Origin of the sequence: Xanthomonas cannabis (genome assembly GCF_040616535.1) — a bacterium.
Taxonomy (GTDB): Bacteria; Pseudomonadota; Gammaproteobacteria; order Xanthomonadales; family Xanthomonadaceae; genus Xanthomonas; species Xanthomonas cannabis.
Genome location: NZ_CP136580.1, coordinates 3,445,226 through 3,462,421 on the forward strand (window position 1 = coordinate 3,445,226; position 17,196 = coordinate 3,462,421).

The 17,196-nt window shown below is 66.8% G+C and carries 8 protein-coding genes; all 8 read left to right on the forward strand.

Annotated features, from left to right (window positions below; genetic code table 11):
* Positions 1 to 75 precede the first annotated feature (75 nt).
* The 8 genes from RZV17_RS14715 to RZV17_RS14750 all read left to right on the forward strand — a co-directional run bounded on the left by RZV17_RS14715 (position 76) and on the right by RZV17_RS14750 (position 17,015).
* Positions 76 to 2,565 (forward strand): family 20 glycosylhydrolase, encoded by a 2,490-nt coding sequence (locus RZV17_RS14715; RefSeq protein ID WP_355604508.1) that lies wholly within the window; start codon positions 76 to 78, stop codon positions 2,563 to 2,565.
* A gap of 21 nt (positions 2,566 to 2,586) precedes the next feature.
* Positions 2,587 to 5,289 carry a glycoside hydrolase family 2 protein gene (locus tag RZV17_RS14720; protein WP_355604511.1) on the forward strand — a complete coding sequence of 901 codons (2,703 nt, stop codon included), beginning with the start codon at positions 2,587 to 2,589 and terminating at the stop codon, positions 5,287 to 5,289.
* Between the two features lie 536 nt (positions 5,290 to 5,825).
* Entirely contained in the window at positions 5,826 to 8,486 is a 2,661-nt protein-coding gene (locus RZV17_RS14725; RefSeq protein WP_355604514.1) for a glycoside hydrolase family 3 C-terminal domain-containing protein, read from the forward strand.
* A gap of 482 nt (positions 8,487 to 8,968) precedes the next feature.
* Positions 8,969 to 10,426, forward strand: coding sequence for a glycoside hydrolase family 125 protein (locus RZV17_RS14730; RefSeq protein WP_355604517.1), 1,458 nt, complete (start codon positions 8,969 to 8,971; stop codon positions 10,424 to 10,426).
* Between the two features lie 157 nt (positions 10,427 to 10,583).
* The gene (locus RZV17_RS14735; RefSeq protein ID WP_355604520.1) at positions 10,584 to 12,926 is read left to right on the forward strand and encodes a GH92 family glycosyl hydrolase; all 2,343 of its coding nucleotides are present in this window, start codon (positions 10,584 to 10,586) and stop codon (positions 12,924 to 12,926) included.
* A 239-nt stretch (positions 12,927 to 13,165) separates the two neighbouring features.
* Positions 13,166 to 15,001, forward strand: coding sequence for a beta-galactosidase family protein (locus tag RZV17_RS14740; protein WP_355604523.1), 1,836 nt, complete (start codon positions 13,166 to 13,168; stop codon positions 14,999 to 15,001).
* A gap of 317 nt (positions 15,002 to 15,318) precedes the next feature.
* Positions 15,319 to 15,519: a hypothetical protein gene (locus RZV17_RS14745; RefSeq protein ID WP_047697346.1), complete on the forward strand. Its 201-nt coding sequence runs from the start codon at positions 15,319 to 15,321 to the stop codon at positions 15,517 to 15,519.
* A 437-nt stretch (positions 15,520 to 15,956) separates the two neighbouring features.
* Positions 15,957 to 17,015 (forward strand): sialidase family protein, encoded by a 1,059-nt coding sequence (locus RZV17_RS14750; RefSeq protein WP_355604527.1) that lies wholly within the window; start codon positions 15,957 to 15,959, stop codon positions 17,013 to 17,015.
* Positions 17,016 to 17,196: the final 181 nt, after the last annotated feature.

Sequence of the window (17,196 nt, forward strand, 5' to 3'; positions counted from 1 at the left end):
ATGGTGTCGTTCCACTTGGCTGCGCGCATGCAACAGTGCAGCCACACGCTCTCCGTCATCCCGGGATGTGATTGCATGATGTCCAACCTCAGCCGTACGCCGCGCATGCTGTTGTCGAAGGCGCTGTTGATGGACAGGCGAGCAGCGTACCTGCCGTCACTCACGACATTACCGTTGCGGTTGCTTGCGTTGTCGCTGGCCGTACTGGCGCTGGCCGGATGCGGCAAGCGCGAGGCAGGCACGGCGCCGGCAGTGGCAAGCGCGGGCGCTGCGGTGGCACCGGCGTCCGCCACGGCACCGTTGCCGCTGATTCCCGCACCGGTGGAGGCCAAACGCAGTGCCGGCAGTTTTACCGTCGGCACCGGCACGGTGATTTCGATCCCCGCTGGCGATGCCGACACGCGGCGCAGTGCCGAGCATCTTGCCGGCCTGCTCAAGCGTACGCGTGGGCTCGCACTGGAAGTGCGTGCAGAAGCAACGCCCTCGCCCGCCAGCATCCGTCTGCAACGCAACGCGCAGGCCGCGGTGACACAACCGGAAGGCTATCGCCTGGACGTGGATGCCAACGGCATCCGTATCGACGCGCGCGACGGTGCCGGCCTGTTCCACGGCGCCATCAGCGCCTGGCAGTTGATGACGCCGGATGCGCGCAAGGGCGCGGTGACCGTGCCCGCGGTCGCCATCCGCGACTGGCCACGTTTCGGCTGGCGTGGCCAGCATCTGGACGTGGCCCGTCACTTCCACGATGTGGACACGGTCAAGCATGTGCTCGATGCGATGGCCGTGCACAAGCTCAACGTCCTGCACTGGCATCTGACCGACGACCAGGGTTGGCGCATCGAGATCAAGCGGTACCCCAAGCTCACCGAGGTCGGTGCCTGGCGCACGCCGCCGGGTGCCGGCCGGCACGGCACACCGGAGCGCTCCGGCGGCTTCTACACGCAGGAGCAGATCAGCGAAATCGTCGCGTATGCCGCACGCCTGCATATCACCGTGCTGCCCGAGCTGGACATGCCCGGCCATGCGCAGGCAGCCGTTGCCGCCTATCCGGAAGAAGTGGGCGTGCCCGGTGTGCGCACCCAGGTGGGCGTGGACTGGGGCGTCAACCCGTATCTGTTCAACACCAGCGAACGCAGCCTGACCTTCATCACCAATGTGCTGGATGAAGTGTTGACGTTGTTCCCCTCGACCTACATCCACATCGGCGGCGATGAGGCGGTGAAGGATCAGTGGGAAGCCTCGCCTGCGGTGCGCGCGCAGATGCGCAAGCTCGGGGTCAAGGACGCCCACGCAATGCAAGGCTGGTTCAACGAACAGCTGGCCGCCTACCTCACCCGGCACGGCCGGCGCATGATCGGCTGGGATGAAATTCTGGAAGGCGGCGTGCCGGCGAGTGCGTCGGTGATGTCGTGGCGCGGCGTCGAAGGTGCGGTGTCCGCGGCCAGGCAAGGCCACGATGTGGTGCTGGCACCGGGCGACTGGCTGTATCTGGACAATTTGCAGACCACGCGCAGCGACGAACCGAACGGTCGCCTGACGGTGCTGCCGTTGTCCAAGGTCTATGCGTTCGACCCGGTGCCGGCCGATCTCACCGCCGACCAGGCCAGGCACGTGCTGGGCGCGCAGGGCGCGTTGTGGTCCGAATACATCCCCTCGCGCTGGCATGTGGATCACGCGTTGTTCCCGCGTCTGTCTGCGGTAGCAGAGATGACCTGGTCGCCGGTGGCAGCGCGCGACTGGAACAACTTTCTGGCGCGCCTGCCGGCACAGCTGCAGCGCTACAAGGCGCTGGGCATCGACTACAGCGACGGTGCCTTCGCCGCGGAGATCGCCCTGGAAAACGGCCCCAACCCGGTGCTGGCCGGCGGCCCGGCCAAGGTGGCGCTGAGCACGCAGACCGGCGCCGGCGTGCTCCACTACACCGTCGACGGCAGCGACCCGACGCCTGCATCGCCGCGCTACCAGGCACCCTTCGCGATTCAATTGCCCACCACGGTCAAGGCTACTGCGTTCACCGCCGATGGCATGCCGCTGGCGGCGACGCGCAGCCGCAGCTTCGATCGCACCTCACTGTTGCGTGTGGACACGCAGGGACTGCGCCATTGCGTCGCACAGGGCGCACTCGGCCTGCGCCTGCCGCTGCTGCCGGAAATGACCGGCGCCGACACGCCGGTCTACAACGTCGACCTGTTCCATGCCTGCCGCATGTATCCGCAGGCACGCCTGGATGGCGTCGGCGCCATCCGCATCGACGCCGCACGCCTGCCCAACAACTTCGGTCTGGCGCACGAGCAATCCAAGGTGGTGCAGTACCCGGCCAACACCCGCGGCGGCGAACTGGAAGTACGCCAGGGCTGCGAGGGCGAGCTGATCGCCAGCGTGCAACTGCCGCGCAGCGACACCGTGGGCGAGCAATTCACCCTGGAAGCGCCACTGCCTGCACGCACCGGCGTCCACGATCTCTGCCTGCGCTTCACCGCGCCCATTCGCGGCCCGTTGTATGCCATCGGCGCCGTTCAATTGATTGAAACCACCGCGCAGGCGCCCCCCGCCGCCACGCGCTGATCCATCCAAGGAGATCCACCCATGCCCCTGTCGCACCGCACTGCCCCCGCCTCGTCCATGCTGACGCCCGCCCGGCTCGGGCTTGCCCTGGCCTTCGCGATCTCACAGGCCTGGGCGGCACCGCCCACGGCCGTGACCCTGGACAGCGGCTGGCAGGTGCGCCTGGTGCCGGGGCAGCAACAGGCCAAGACCTACCCCAAGGCCGCCAGCTGGATGCCGGCGCAGGTACCGGGCGTGGTGCAGACCGATCTGATCGCCGCCAAGGTGGTGCCCGACCCGTTCCTGCGCGACAACGAAGGCAAGATCCAGTGGGCGGGCTTAAGCGATTGGCAGTACCAGACACGCTTCAATGTGGATGCGGCGATGCTCAAGCGCGAGCATGTGGAACTGGTGTTCGATGGACTGGACACGCTGGCCGAGGTCACCCTCAATGGCAAGAAGCTGCTCAGTGCCGACAACATGTTCCGGCAGTGGCGCGTGGACGCAAAGCCGCTGCTCAAGCGCGGCGACAACGTGCTGGAAATCAAGTTCCTTTCGCCGATCAAGAAGATCCAGCCGTGGTTGGCCAAGCAGCCGTATGCGCTGCCGGGCGCCTACGATTCGGCGTTCGGCGATGAGCCCGATGGCCGCCACAGTTCGACCTATGTGCGCAAGGCGCCGTATAGCTACGGCTGGGACTGGGGCCCGCGCATGGTCAATGCCGGCATCTGGAAGAACGTGCGCGTGGAAGCGTGGGATGCGGTGCGCGTGGACGGGCTGCATATCGCCCAGCAACGCGTGGACGCCGACGCTGCGCAACTGCAGGCGCAACTGGAACTACAGGCCGGCCGCAGCGGCCCGGTGCAGGTGACGCTGGATGTGCTGGGCCCGGATGGGCAAAAAGTCGGCCAGTTCACCCAGGACGCGGTGGTCGACCCGGGCCAGAACCGCATCGGCCTGGCCGTGCGCATCGCCAAGCCCAAGCGCTGGTTTCCGGCCGGCTACGGCGCGCAGGACCGCTACACCTTTGTCGCCAACGTGCGCGACGCCGATGGCGACAGCCAGCAGATCAAACGCGTGACCGGCCTGCGCTCGGTGGAGCTGCGCCGCGAGAAGGACCAGTGGGGCAAGAGCATGGAGATCGTGATCAACGGCATCCCGATCTTCGCCAAGGGCGCCAACCTGATCCCGCTGGACGCCTTCCCCTCGCGCGTCACCGCCGAGCGCATGCGCAGCACCCTGCAGGACGCGCGCGATGCCAACATGAACATGCTGCGCATGTGGGGCGGCGGGCATTACCAGGACGATCACTTCTACGAGGTGGCCGACGAGCTGGGCATCATGATCTGGCAGGACTTCATGTTCGGCGGCGCGGTGCCGCCGTACGACGTGGAGTTCCGCGAGAACACGCGGCAGGAGGCGATCGAACAGGTCAAGCGCCTGCGCGACCACCCCAGCGTGGTGCTCTGGTGCGGCAACAACGAGGTGCAGACCGGTTGGGAAAACTGGGGCGACCGGGTCAAGTTCAAGCAATCGCTGGACCCGGAAGAACGCGCCCGGGTGGAACGCGGCATGACGACCTTGTTCGGCACCGTGTTCCGCGAAGTGGTGGCCACCTACGACAGCGATGTGCCGTACTGGGCCACCTCGCCGGGCACCAACTTCGATGGCGCTGCAGACCAGACCAATGATGGCGACATGCATTACTGGAAGGTATGGGGCGGCCCTGCCCTGCCGGTCACCGAATACCTCAACGTGACCCCGCGTTTCATGTCCGAATACGGACTGCAGTCGTTCCCGGACATGCGTACCGTGCGCGTGTTCGCCGATGCGGCCGACATGGACCCGGAATCGCCGGTGATGCGCGCGCACCAGAAGTTCGACAAGGGCAATGGCAACAAGCGGCTGATGCTGTACATCCGCCGCGAGTTTGGCGAGCCCAAGGATTTCGAAAGCTTCGTCTACCTGAGCCAGTTGATGCAGGCCGAAGGCATCAACCTGGCCGCCTCGCATCTGCGCGCCTCGCGCCCGCAGTCGATGGGCTCGCTGTACTGGCAGCTCAACGACGTGTGGCCGGGCGCGTCGTGGTCCAGCGTGGATTACTACGGCCGCTGGAAGGCGCTGCAGTACCACGCGCGCCGCTTCTACGCGCCGGAAATGATCGCTGCGCTGCGCAACGACAAGGGCCAGACCAAGGTCTCGCTGGTGTCCGACCGCACCACGGCCCTGGATGCGCGCTGGCGCATGCGGGTGATGGGCATGGACGGCAAGGTGCTGAGCAAGCGCGAGCAAAAGGCCACCATCAAGCCGCTGAGCAGCCTGCAGGTAGGCGACTTCAGCGATGCACAACTGCTGGGCAAGGCCGACCCCAAACGCAGCTATGCGGTGTTCGAGCTGCTAGAAGGCGACACGCTGCTCTCGCGCGAAGTGGTGTTCTTCGCGCCAGCCAAGCAGCTGGCCTTGCCGACTGCGAAGATCGACAGCCAATGGCGCGCCGATGGCGATGGCTACGCGCTGACCCTGACCAGCGACACGCTGGCGCGCGAGGTGTGGCTGTCGTTCGGCGATCTGGAGGTGACCCTGGCCGACAACGCGTTCGACCTGCTGCCGGGCGAGCCGCTGACGCTGCACGTGGCCAGCAAGCTGCCGATGGCGCAGCTGCAGGCTGCGTTGCAGGTACGCGACCTGGCATCGACGCTGGCCGGTGCGCCGCCGGAGCCACCGGAGGCAGCGGCGGCGAAATGAGGGAGGGGATGTCCCTCATCATGAGGAACGGAATGGCCCTCATCCGCCCTTCGGGCACCTTCTCCCGCCAGGCGGGAGAAGGGGGGATGACCTGCCAGGCTAGAGGAGGCGATGTTCTGCCATGTGTGCACTCGGATGCGTGCCTTGCTCCTCGCTTGCGTGCCCTCGGATGCCTGCCTTTCTCCTCGCTTGCGTGCCATCGTCTCGCGCTGGATGTCCTTCTCCCGCTGGCGGGAGAAAAGGAAGCGATGTTCTGCCATGCGTGCGCTCGGATGCATGCCTTGCGCCTCACTTGCGTGCCATCGGATGCCTGCCTTCCTCCTCGCTCGCGTGCCTCGTCTCGCGCTGGATGTCCTTCTCCCGCTGGCGGGAGAAGGTGCCCCGCAGGGGCGGATGAGGGCGCACCGCCACCAGCAACAGCCACCCACCCAACGCGCGCATGACACCGCCGCGCCGCATCCCCACCCTGCCGCAGCCCCTTGCGGCACTCACAGAACAACGCCCGGCGGATCTCACCGCTGCGCAGGAGTAGATCGATGTCATCCGTGTTTGTCTCGCGTCTTGCCATGGCACTGAGCCTGAGCCTTGGCCTGCCCTGTCTCGCACTCGCCGCGCCCGCCGACCGCGGCAGCACGCCCGAACAGCGCGCCGCCGCGCTGGTGGCGCAGATGAGCCGCGACGAAAAGGTCGCCCAGGCCATGAACGATGCACCGGCGATTCCACGCCTGGGCATCCCCGCCTACGAATGGTGGAGCGAAGGCCTGCACGGCATCGCCCGCAATGGCTATGCCACGGTGTTTCCGCAGGCCATTGGCCTGGCGGCGAGCTGGAACACCACACTGATGCAGCAGGTGGGCACGGTGGTCTCCACCGAGGCGCGCGCCAAGTTCAACCAGGCCGGCGGCCCCGGCAAGGACCACCCGCGCTACGCCGGGCTGACCATCTGGTCGCCCAACATCAACATCTTCCGTGACCCGCGTTGGGGCCGTGGCATGGAAACCTACGGCGAGGATCCCTTTCTCACCGGACAACTGGCGGTCGGTTTCATCCGCGGTTTGCAGGGCGATGATCTCGACCACCCGCGCACGATCGCCACGCCCAAGCACATCGCCGTGCACAGCGGCCCGGAGCCGGGGCGGCATGGGTTCGATGTGGATGTGTCGCCGCGCGATGTGGAAGCGACCTATACGCCGGCCTTCCGCGCGGCACTGGTCGAGGGCCAGGCCGGCTCGGTGATGTGTGCGTACAACTCGCTGCATGGCACGCCGGCGTGCGCGGCCGACTGGCTGCTCAACGGCCGCGTGCGTGGGGATTGGGGCTTCAAGGGCTTTGTGGTCTCCGATTGCGATGCGGTGGACGACATGACCCAGTTCCATTACTTCCGCCCCGACAATGCCGGCTCGTCCGCCGCAGCGCTCAAGGCCGGGCACGATCTCAACTGCGGGCATGCCTATCGCGACCTCGGGACCGCCATCGAACGCGGCGAAGTGGACGAGGCGCTGCTCGATCAATCGCTGGTGCGCCTGTTTTCCGCACGCTATCGGCTGGGCGAACTGGAAGCCCCGCACAAGGATCCGTATGCGCGGCTTGGCGCGAAGGACATCGATAACCGCGGCAACCGTGCATTGGCCCTGCAGGCCGCCGCCGAGTCGATCGTGCTGCTGAAGAACGCCGATGCCACGCTGCCGCTGAAAGCCGGCACGCGGCTAGCGGTGGTCGGCCCCAATGCCGATGCATTGGCCGCGCTGGAGGCCAACTACCAGGGCACCTCCGCTGCGCCGGTGACGCCACTGCTCGGCCTGCGCGAGCGCTTCGGCATCCAGCAGGTGCGCTACGCGCAAGGCGCGCCGTTGGCTGCCGGCGTGCCGGGCATGATTCCGGAGACCGCACTGCGCAGCGACGGCAAGCCGGGGCTGCGTGGCGAATATTTCGACAACGTGGACATGACCGGCGCGGCACGCGTGGTGCGGCAGGACCGCGTGGTGAGCTTCAACTGGGACCAGGTCGCCCCGGCCAAGGGCGTACCGGCGGATCGTTACGCCGTGCGCTGGAGCGGCGAACTGCTGCCGCCCGGTGCCGGCGACTACACCCTGGCGGTGCGCGTGGCGCGCTGCTTCGATTGCAGCGGCCACGACCCGGTGCGGCTGTACATCGACGACAAGCTGGTGGTTGCCGGCAATGCCGAAGACAAGCACGTGCCGGCCGGCATGCACAACGCCGACGGCCGCAGCGTGGAAACCGTGCTGCATTTCGAAGATACCCGCCCGCGCAAGATCCGCCTGGAAATGGAGCACCGCGGCCAGGACCAGGGCGTGCGCCTGGAATGGCTGGCTCCTGCCGCGGCGCAACTGGCCGAAGCGGAGCAGGCCGTGGCACAGGCCGACGCGGTGGTGGCGTTTGTCGGACTGTCGCCGGATGTGGAAGGCGAAGAGTTGCGCATCGATGTGCCCGGCTTCGACGGCGGCGACCGCAACGACATCGCCCTGCCCGCCCCGCAGCAAGCCCTGCTTGAACGCGCAAAGGCCTCCGGCAAGCCGCTGGTGGTGGTGTTGATGAGCGGCAGCGCCGTGGCGGTGAACTGGGCCAAGACCCACGCCGATGCGATCGTGGCCGCGTGGTACCCGGGCCAGTCCGGCGGCACCGCGATTGCCCGTGCGCTGGCCGGTGACGACAACCCCGGCGGGCGCCTGCCGGTGACGTTCTACCGCTCCACCAAGGACCTGCCGGCGTACGTCAGCTACGACATGAAGGGCCGCACCTATCGCTACTTCAAGGGCGAGCCGCTGTTTCCGTTCGGCTACGGGCTGAGCTACACCAGCTTTGCGTATGCGCCGCCGCGCCTGTCCACCACCACGCTGCAGGCCGGCAGCACGCTGCAGGTGACCACCACCGTGCGCAATACCGGTGCGCGTGCCGGCGATGAAGTGGCGCAGGTGTACCTGCAATACCCGGACCGTCCACAGTCGCCGCTGCGCAGCCTGGTCGGCTTCCAACGCGTCCACCTCAAACCGGGCGAACAGCGCGAACTCAGCTTCACGCTGGATGCGCGTGCGCTGAGCGATGTGGACCGCACCGGGCAACGCGCGGTGGAAGCCGGCGATTACCGCCTGTTTGTCGGCGGTGGGCAGCCGGGCACCGGCGTAGCCGGCGATGCGGCGGCGTTCTCGATCTCGGGGCGTTTGCCGTTGCCGAAGTAGGCGCCGCATCGAGCGGACGCACGCAGTCGCCGGCCATTCCGGCGCAGGTGGACAACAGGTGCGCGGACGTCGGTGAAGTGTCGACGGCGCACCAACCGGCTAGAGGCAGCGACGTGCATGCCTACGCCCCCCTGTCGGCGCGTTGATCGGCACTGACGATGCCCGCTGCAAGGCGGCCGGAGCGAGTGCCGACGTGCGGGCTGCAGGGCGGAGGCCGTGGCGCCCGGCGGGCGTTCTCGAAGACGGGTCGCGGCCTGCGTGCAGATGGGAAGGCCGCGGACCAGTCCGCCACTCCGCCATCGAAACGGCCCGCATACGGCAACGAATTGTGCGGGCGCACTATGCATATTCGGCGAACACGTTGTATGGTCATCAGGAATTGGTCATGCATAGGTCTCATCGCTCCAGTTGCCGTGTGGCGGCCGCCAGCGCAGGGATGAGGGTCGTGCGGATCGCAGGTCGAACCATGGAGTCTTGAGGTCATGCATACCCGCCGCGACATCCTTCAGCTGCTCGGCGCCGGCGCCGGCTTGCTGGCCAGCGCCCTGCCCGCGTTCGCGGCCGCGCCTGCCGCAGGTGCGTCCACTGCCGGCGGCGCATTCGTCAGCAAGCGCCCGCCCAAGGCGCAGCGCCGCTTCGTCAGCAAGGCGGTCGAGCAGCAGATCGTGCAGATCAAGGCGCAGATCGCCGACCCGGAACTGGCCTGGCTGTTCGAGAACTGCTACCCCAACACGCTCGACACCACCGTGGAAACCGGCACCCGCAACGGCAAGCCGGACACCTTCGTCATCACCGGCGACATCCATGCGATGTGGCTGCGCGATTCGTCTGCGCAGGTGCATCCATACGTGCCATTGGCCAGGCGTGACCCTGCATTGCGGCGCATGTTTCATGGCCTGATCCAGCGCCAGGCTGCGTGCATCAAGCTCGACCCCTACGCCAACGCCTTCCTGCCCGATGGCCAGACCCAGCGCCTGAAGTGGTCGCTCAACGACATCACCGAGATGAAGCCCGGCGTCGGCGAGCGCAAGTGGGAAGTGGATTCGCTGTGCTACCCGATCCGCATCGCGCACGAATACTGGCGCGCCACCGGCGATGCGGCACCGTTCGACGACGACTGGCGCGAAGCGATGCACGTGGTGGTGCGCACCTTCCGCGAGCAGCAGCGCAAGGACAACCGCGGCCCGTACGTGTTCCAGCGCCCCTCCCCGCTGGCCACCGAAACCCTGGTGCTGGAAGGCTACGGCCAGCCGACCAAACCCAACGGCATGATCCACTCGATGTTCCGCCCGTCCGACGATGCCTGCGTGTTTCCGCTGTTCGTGCCGGCCAATCTGTTTGCGGTGACCTCGCTACGGCAATTGGCCGCGATGAGCACGGCATTGCATCGCGACACGGCTTTCGCCGCCGACTGCACCGCACTGGCCGATGAAGTGGAAACCGCCACCCGCCGGTTCGGGCAGCTGCGCGACAGCGATGGGCAGGCGTACTGGGCGTTCGAAGTGGACGGCTTCGGCAACCAGCTCTTCATCGACGACGCCAACGCGCCCGGCCTGCTCAGCCTGGCCTACCTGGGCTGCTGCGATCGTGCCGACCCGGTGTTCCTGCGTACCCGCCAGCTGGCCTGGAGCGAGCGCAACCCGTATTTCTCGCGCGGTACCGCCGCAGAAGGCGTCGGCAGCCCGCACAGCGGCATGGGCACCATCTGGCCGATGTCCATCGTGCAGTACGCGCTGGTCAGCGACGACGACGCACAACTGCGCCAATGCCTGCAATGGCTGAAAACCACGCACGCCGGCACCGGCTTCATGCACGAGGCGTTCGACAAGGACACCCCGAGCACCTTCACCCGCGACTGGTTCGCCTGGGCCAACACCTTGTTCGGCGAACTGATCATCGACCTGCATCAACGCAAACCCCAGCTGCTGCGTAGCGCCTGATGTTGCGAAGGGCCTGACCGCCCTTCGCATGCGTTACCGCGCAGCGCTTGATCTTCCCTTCTCCCGTCGGGACCTCGGTCCCCTTCATGGGGAGAAGGTGCCCGAAGGGCGGATGAGGGGACGGCGCACCCACTTCGCGACATCAGAGACCACACACATGGCAACACGACGCGGTTTTCTCCAAGGCGCCATCGCCGCAGCACTGTTCGGTAGCGTCGGCCTGCCCGGCATGGCCCGCGCGCGCGCCGGCAACTACGCGCTGCCGGCCGACGCGCGCACCCGCGCCGATCTCACCCGCCATGTCGATGTCTTCATCGGTACCGGTGGCCACGGCCACACCTTCCCCGGCGCCACGCTGCCGTTCGGCATGGTGCAGCTGAGCCCGGACACCTACAACGCGGTGTGGGATTCGTGTTCGGGCTATCACGAGTCCGACGGCTCGATCATGGGCTTCTCGCACACGCATCTGTCCGGCACCGGCATCGGCGACATGCTGGACTTCCTGCTGGTGCCCGCCACCGGCGAAGTCAGGCTGGTGCCCGGCCCGCTCGACAATCCGGACGCCGGCTACCGCTCGCGCTACGACCATGCCGATGAAGCCGCATCGCCCGGTTACTACCGCGTGCGTCTCAAGGACAGCGGCGTGCATGCAGAACTCACCGCCACCGCGCGGGCAGGCCTGCACCGCTACCACTTTCCCAAGGGCAAGCCGGCGCACGTGTTGCTGGACCTGTGCCACGGCATGCAGGACAAACCGGGCATCCCCACCCGCGTCAGCGATGCGCAGCTACGCGTGGTCGATGCGCAGACCCTCACCGGCGGGCGTCGCGTCTATCAATGGGCCAAGGGGCGTTACATCTACTTCGCGCTGCGCGTCTCACGCCCATTCGCGCGCGTGCAGCTGTACAACGAAGACCAACCGCTGGCTGCCGATGCGCGCAGCAGCGACGGCGTGCATCTCAAGGCCGCACTGCACTTCCCCGATGCATCCGACGCACCGCTGCTGATCAAGGTCGGCATTTCCGCGGTCAGTGCCGACAACGCATTGGCCAACCTCGACGCCGAATTGCCCGACTTCGACTTCGCCCGCGTGCACGCACAAGCCGTGGCCGCCTGGGAAAAAGAGCTGGCCCGCGTGCGCATCGACAGCGACGACGACGCACAACGGCGCATCTTCTACACCGGCCTGTATCACAGCCTGCTGGCGCCCACGCTGTTCTCCGACGTGGACAACCGCTACCGCGGCATGGACCTGCAGATCCACACCGCGCCTGCCGGCTACCACAACTACAGCACCTACTCGTTGTGGGACACCTACCGCGCCGCGCATCCGCTGCTCACGCTGGTGCAGCCCGAGCGCGTGCCCGACCTGGTGCAATGCCTGGTGCGCGGCGCCAACGAATGCCCGGACGGCGTGGGCATCTGGCCGCTGCAAGGCGTGGAAACCGGCTGCATGATCGGCTACCACTCGGCCGTGGTCCTGGCCGAAGCGCACGCCAAGGGCTTCACCGGCATCGACTACAAGGCCGCGTGGCCGGCGTACCGCAAACGGGCGATGGACGACACCACGCATGGCCTGGGCGAATATCGAAAACTCGGTTATATCCCGGCCGACAAGGTGGACGAAGCGGTCAGCCGCACGCTCGAATATGCCTACGACGACTGGGCCTGCGCACATCTGGCGCAAGCCGCAGGTGCCAGCGACGATGCACGCGCATTGCGTGAACGCTCGCGCAATTACCGCAATGTATTCAATCGCGACAGCGGCTTCGTGCAGGCGCGGCTTGCCGACGGCAGCTGGGCCACACCGTTCGACCCGCGTGGCATGGGGCATATCGCCAAGTGGCGCGATTTCACCGAGTCCAATGCCTGGCAGGCCACCTTCCTCAACCAGCACGACCTGTACGGCTACATGGACTTGTACGGCGGCCGCGATGGCTTCGTCGCCAAGCTGGACGAGCTGTTTTCCACCAGTTCCGAGCTGCCCGCCGACGCACCGCCGGACATCGACGGCCTGGTCGGCCAGTACGCGCACGGCAATGAGCCCAGTCACCACGTGGCGTATCTGTTCGCCTATGCCGGGCAACCGTACAAGACCCAGGCGATGGTGCGCCGCTTGCTGCGCGAGCAGTACCACGACGCGCGTAACGGCCTGTCTGGCAATGAAGATTGCGGGCAGATGAGTGCGTGGTTCGTGCTCAGCGCGCTCGGCCTGTATGCGGTGGATCCGGTCAGCGGCAACTACGTCGTGGGCAGCCCGTTGTTCAAGCGCGCCACGCTGGATGTGGGCAACGGCCGCACCCTGCGCATCGTGGCCAACAACAACAGCGCGCAGAACGTGTACGTGCAATCGCTGACCTGGAACGGCAAGCCGCTCACCCGCGCCTGGCTGCGCCACACCGAGCTGGCTGCCGGTGGCACGCTGGAATTTGCGATGGGACCCAAACCGAACCCGGCCTTCGGCGCTGACAAGAAGGATCTGCCACCGTCGTTCGCGTAACGTGATTGCACAACTACCGCGTGCTCCCGCAAGCGGGCATTGCGCGTCCTTCTCCCGCAAGCGGGCATCGCCTTCCTTCTCCCGCAAGCGGGCATTGCCATTCCTTCTCCCGCAAGCGGGCATTGCCATTCCTTCTCCCGCAAGCGGGAGAAGGTGCCCGCAGGGCGGATGAGGGCAGAACGCAAACACCAGCGCCTCCATCCACCCGCACCACCGGCCCCACCTACATCGAGACCTCCATGCTGCGTACCACTCTTGCTCCCCTGGTCCTGGCCCTGGCGCTCGCGCTGCCCGCCGCTGCTGCAACGCCCGAATCCTGGCCCGCCTTCGGCACGCAGGGCACGCAGTTCGTGCGCGACGGCAAGCCTTACCAGATCCTCTCCGGCGCCATCCACTTCCAGCGCATCCCGCGTGCCTACTGGAAAGACCGCCTGCTGAAGGCGCGCGCCCTGGGCCTGAACACCGTGGAGACCTACGTGTTCTGGAACCTGGTGGAGCCGCAACAAGGCCAGTTCGATTTCGACGCCAACAACGATGTCGCCGCGTTCGTGCGCGAGGCTGCCGCGCAAGGCCTCAACGTCATCCTGCGCCCGGGCCCCTACGCCTGCGCGGAGTGGGAAGCCGGCGGCTACCCGGCCTGGTTGTTCGGCAAGGACCATATCCGCGTGCGCAGCCGCGACCCGCGCTTCCTCGCCGCCAGCCAGGCCTATCTGGACGCAGTAGCCAAACAGGTGCAGCCGCTGCTCAACCACAACGGCGGCCCGATCATCGCCGTGCAGGTGGAGAACGAATACGGCTCCTACGCCGACGACCACGCCTACATGGCCGACAACCGCGCCATGTACGTCAAGGCCGGCTTCGACAAGGCGTTGCTGTTCACCTCCGATGGCGCCGACATGCTTGCCAACGGCACCTTGCCCGACACCCTGGCCGTGGTGAATTTTGCGCCAGGCGAAGCCAAGAGCGCATTCGACAAGCTGATCAAGTTCCGTCCCGAGCAACCGCGCATGGTGGGCGAATACTGGGCCGGCTGGTTCGACCATTGGGGCAAGCCGCATGCGGCAACCGATGCCAGGCAACAGACCGAAGAACTGGAATGGATCCTGCGCCAGGGCCACTCGGCCAACCTCTACATGTTCATCGGCGGCACCAGTTTCGGCTTCATGAATGGCGCCAATTTCCAGGGCAATCCCAGCGACCACTACGCGCCGCAGACCACCAGCTACGACTACGACGCCATCCTCGACGAGGCCGGTCACCCCACGCCCAAGTTCGCGCTGATGCGCGACGCCATCACCCGCGTCACCGGCGTACAACCGCCCGCATTGCCCGCGCCGATTGCCATGGCCGCCCTGCCGGAAACCCCGCTGCGCGAATCCGCCTCGCTGTGGGACAACCTGCCCGCCCCGATCGCCATCGACACCCCGCAGCCGATGGAGCACTTCGGCCAGGATTACGGCTACATCCTCTACCGCACCACCATCGCCGGCCCGCGCAAGGGTCCGCTGTATCTGGGCGACGTGCGCGACGTGGCGCATGTGTATGTGGATCAACGACCGGTCGGTAGCGTCGAACGGCGTCTGCAACAGGTGTCCATCGATGTGGATATTCCGGCCGGCCAACACACCCTGGATGTCCTGGTCGAAAACAGCGGCCGCATCAATTACGGCCCACGCATGGCCGACGGCCGCGCCGGACTGGTCGACCCGGTGCTGCTAGACAACCAGCCACTCACCGGCTGGCAGGCCTTCCTGCTGCCGATGCGCGCCCCCGACAGCATCCGCGGCTGGACCCGCAAGCCGGTGCAAGGCCCGGCCTTTCATCGCGGCACGCTGCGTATCGGTACGCCCACCGACACCTATCTGGACATGCGCGCCTTCGGCAAGGGCTTCGCCTGGGCCAACGGCGTCAACCTCGGCCGCCACTGGGCCATCGGCCCGCAGGCCGCGCTGTATTTCCCTGCCCCGTTCCAGCGCAAGGGCGACAACACCGTGGTGGTGTTCGACCTGGACAGTACGCCCAAGCCCAGCGTGCGCGGCTTGAAGCAGCAGGTGTGGATCAAACCGAAGGACTAAAGCCCGGCCAAATCGCGCGTTAAAGGTCTGCGGCTATCGGTGGTTGGCTAGTGGTGAACCCGGCGCACGCACAGCAGCCGGCGTACCCAGGCACCCACGCCCCCCCCAACGCCAGGCAACTGCCGCGACAGCAGCGCCCGACGCGGCCTTCAGACCGCGCCGCACCCGCCGTTATCAGAACGTCCGGTGCCGCTGCGCCGCCCGTACCACCAGGTATCGGACGGCGCAGATTCCAGGCAAGATCACCGGCTGACACCGTTACGGGGGCGCTCTGGTTGCTACGTGGACGGCTTGATTGCAGGTTCCAGGAGCGTTGCATGTCCTCGTCCACCGTTACGCAAGAATCCGTTCCCGCAGGTCCGGAGCACACCCAGCACGCGTTCGCAGAACAGGTCCACAGCAAGCCGATGGGCAGCACCGAAGCGGCGCACATGATGACCTTCCTGTGCCAGACCCAGTCGGCCAAGAAGCCGCAGACACTGTTGCCGCCGCAAGTGCGCGACGACAGCAACGCCTGAGCAGTCGTCTCGATCATTGACGCCGCAGGCCAGGCCTGTGGCGGGCTGTGCGTGGGCGGCACACTCACACGTACGAACGCCGTGCTTGAACATGGCGCGTGCAGACAGGCGTTGGCGACGGCCCAGCGTGCTGACGGCCAGCACGTCCAGCCACGGTGACGGCCGCGCGAGTCACCTCACCGCAATCGAGAGCGACCGGCGACGACTGCCCGGCGCATCGCCCTGCCTGCACGCTTCATGCAATGGAGTTTTCATTCCGACGCTGACGGCGACGCACCGCCATTGCCGCGTGCCACCAGCCAGCGCAGCGGAATGAGCGGGTGTCATGCGATCGTGGCGTGCGCCGTGGTCGGCGACCGCCTGCTCCGGGGATACTCACTACACGCGGTCTTTGGTGGATGATAAGAGGCTCCACATCCGCACAGGACTCGACCACGATGCGTCTGCCATGCCTGCTGATCAGCGGTGTTGCCAGCCTTGCCGCATGCACTGCGCACGCACAGGCGCCGCTGTCGCCAATCGTGCTCAGCGAGTTCATCGCCGACCCCGCACCCACACCGCAGGCGCATGCCTCCACGTTGTTGGAAACCCGCGACGGCCACCTGTTGGCCGCCTGGTTCGGCGGCGCGCATGAAGGCGCAGCGGACGTCGGCATCTGGCTCAGCCAGCGCGACGCGCAGCACTGGCAGTTACCCCGCCGCATCGCCGACGGCGCGCGTGCCGGCACCGATGGCGCGACTGTGCCTGCCTGGAACCCGGTGCTGTTCCAGTCGGCCAGCGGGCCGGTGCAGCTGTATTACAAACTCGGCCCCAACCCGCGGCAGTGGTGGGGCCTGCGCATGACCTCCAGCGACGACGGTGCGCACTGGTCGTCTCCGCAACGCCTGCCCGACGGCATCCTCGGGCCGATCAAGAACAAGCCGGTGCAACTGCCCGGCGGGCGCATCCTGGCACCCAGCAGCAGCGAAGACCGCGGCTGGCGCGCACATCTGGAATGGAGCGACGACGATGGCGCGCACTGGCAACGCGGCATGCCGCTCAACGACCCGGCGCTGATCGGCGCGATCCAGCCCAGCCTGTTGCTGCATGCGAATGGCCGCGTGCAGGCGCTGGGCCGCAGCCAGCAGAACAAGCTGTTCAGCACGTTCTCCGACGATGGCGGCCTGCACTGGCAGCCAATGCAGTTGCTCGATGTGCAAAACCCCAATTCCGGCACCGATGCGGTGCTGCTGCGCGATGGCCGCTCCCTGCTGGTCTACAACCCGGCAGTTGCCGGCAAGGACTGGTGGGAGGGCCGCGGCACCCTGGCCGTGGCCGTGTCTGACGACGGCCTGCAATGGCGGCGCGTGCTGACACTGGAAGACAGCGCCAAGGACGAATTCTCGTATCCCGCAGTGATCCAGACCCGCGATGGCCTGGTGCACATCAGCTACACCTGGAAACGCCAGCGCATCAGGCATGTGGTGATCGATCCGGCACGGCTGGCAGGCAACTAAGGGCACGAGCAAGTAATGCGGGGCGGTAGCCCAGGCATTTAGGTGCAGGAGCGCTCTCCTGGTCGGGGTGCCGTTCGCTCTGGGGGCCGCGTCGCGATGCGTGCAGGTTGCGTGCATGGCGGACGCTCACGCACGCGGAAGGAGCATGTGTTGATTGCGCGGTTCTCAGCATCTGTTCCAA

What these genes read in the sequence shown, in the direction of transcription:
- RZV17_RS14725 (WP_355604514.1), top strand. Translation starts at nt 5,826, where the DNA reads ATGTCATCCGTGTTTGTCTCGCGTCTTGCCATGGCACTGAGCCTGAGC.
- RZV17_RS14745 (WP_047697346.1), top strand. Translation starts at nt 15,319, where the DNA reads ATGTCCTCGTCCACCGTTACGCAAGAATCCGTTCCCGCAGGTCCGGAG.
- RZV17_RS14730 (WP_355604517.1), top strand. Translation starts at nt 8,969, where the DNA reads ATGCATACCCGCCGCGACATCCTTCAGCTGCTCGGCGCCGGCGCCGGC.
- RZV17_RS14735 (WP_355604520.1), top strand. Translation starts at nt 10,584, where the DNA reads ATGGCAACACGACGCGGTTTTCTCCAAGGCGCCATCGCCGCAGCACTG.
- RZV17_RS14720 (WP_355604511.1), top strand. Translation starts at nt 2,587, where the DNA reads ATGCCCCTGTCGCACCGCACTGCCCCCGCCTCGTCCATGCTGACGCCC.
- RZV17_RS14740 (WP_355604523.1), top strand. Translation starts at nt 13,166, where the DNA reads ATGCTGCGTACCACTCTTGCTCCCCTGGTCCTGGCCCTGGCGCTCGCG.
- RZV17_RS14715 (WP_355604508.1), top strand. Translation starts at nt 76, where the DNA reads ATGATGTCCAACCTCAGCCGTACGCCGCGCATGCTGTTGTCGAAGGCG.
- RZV17_RS14750 (WP_355604527.1), top strand. Translation starts at nt 15,957, where the DNA reads ATGCGTCTGCCATGCCTGCTGATCAGCGGTGTTGCCAGCCTTGCCGCA.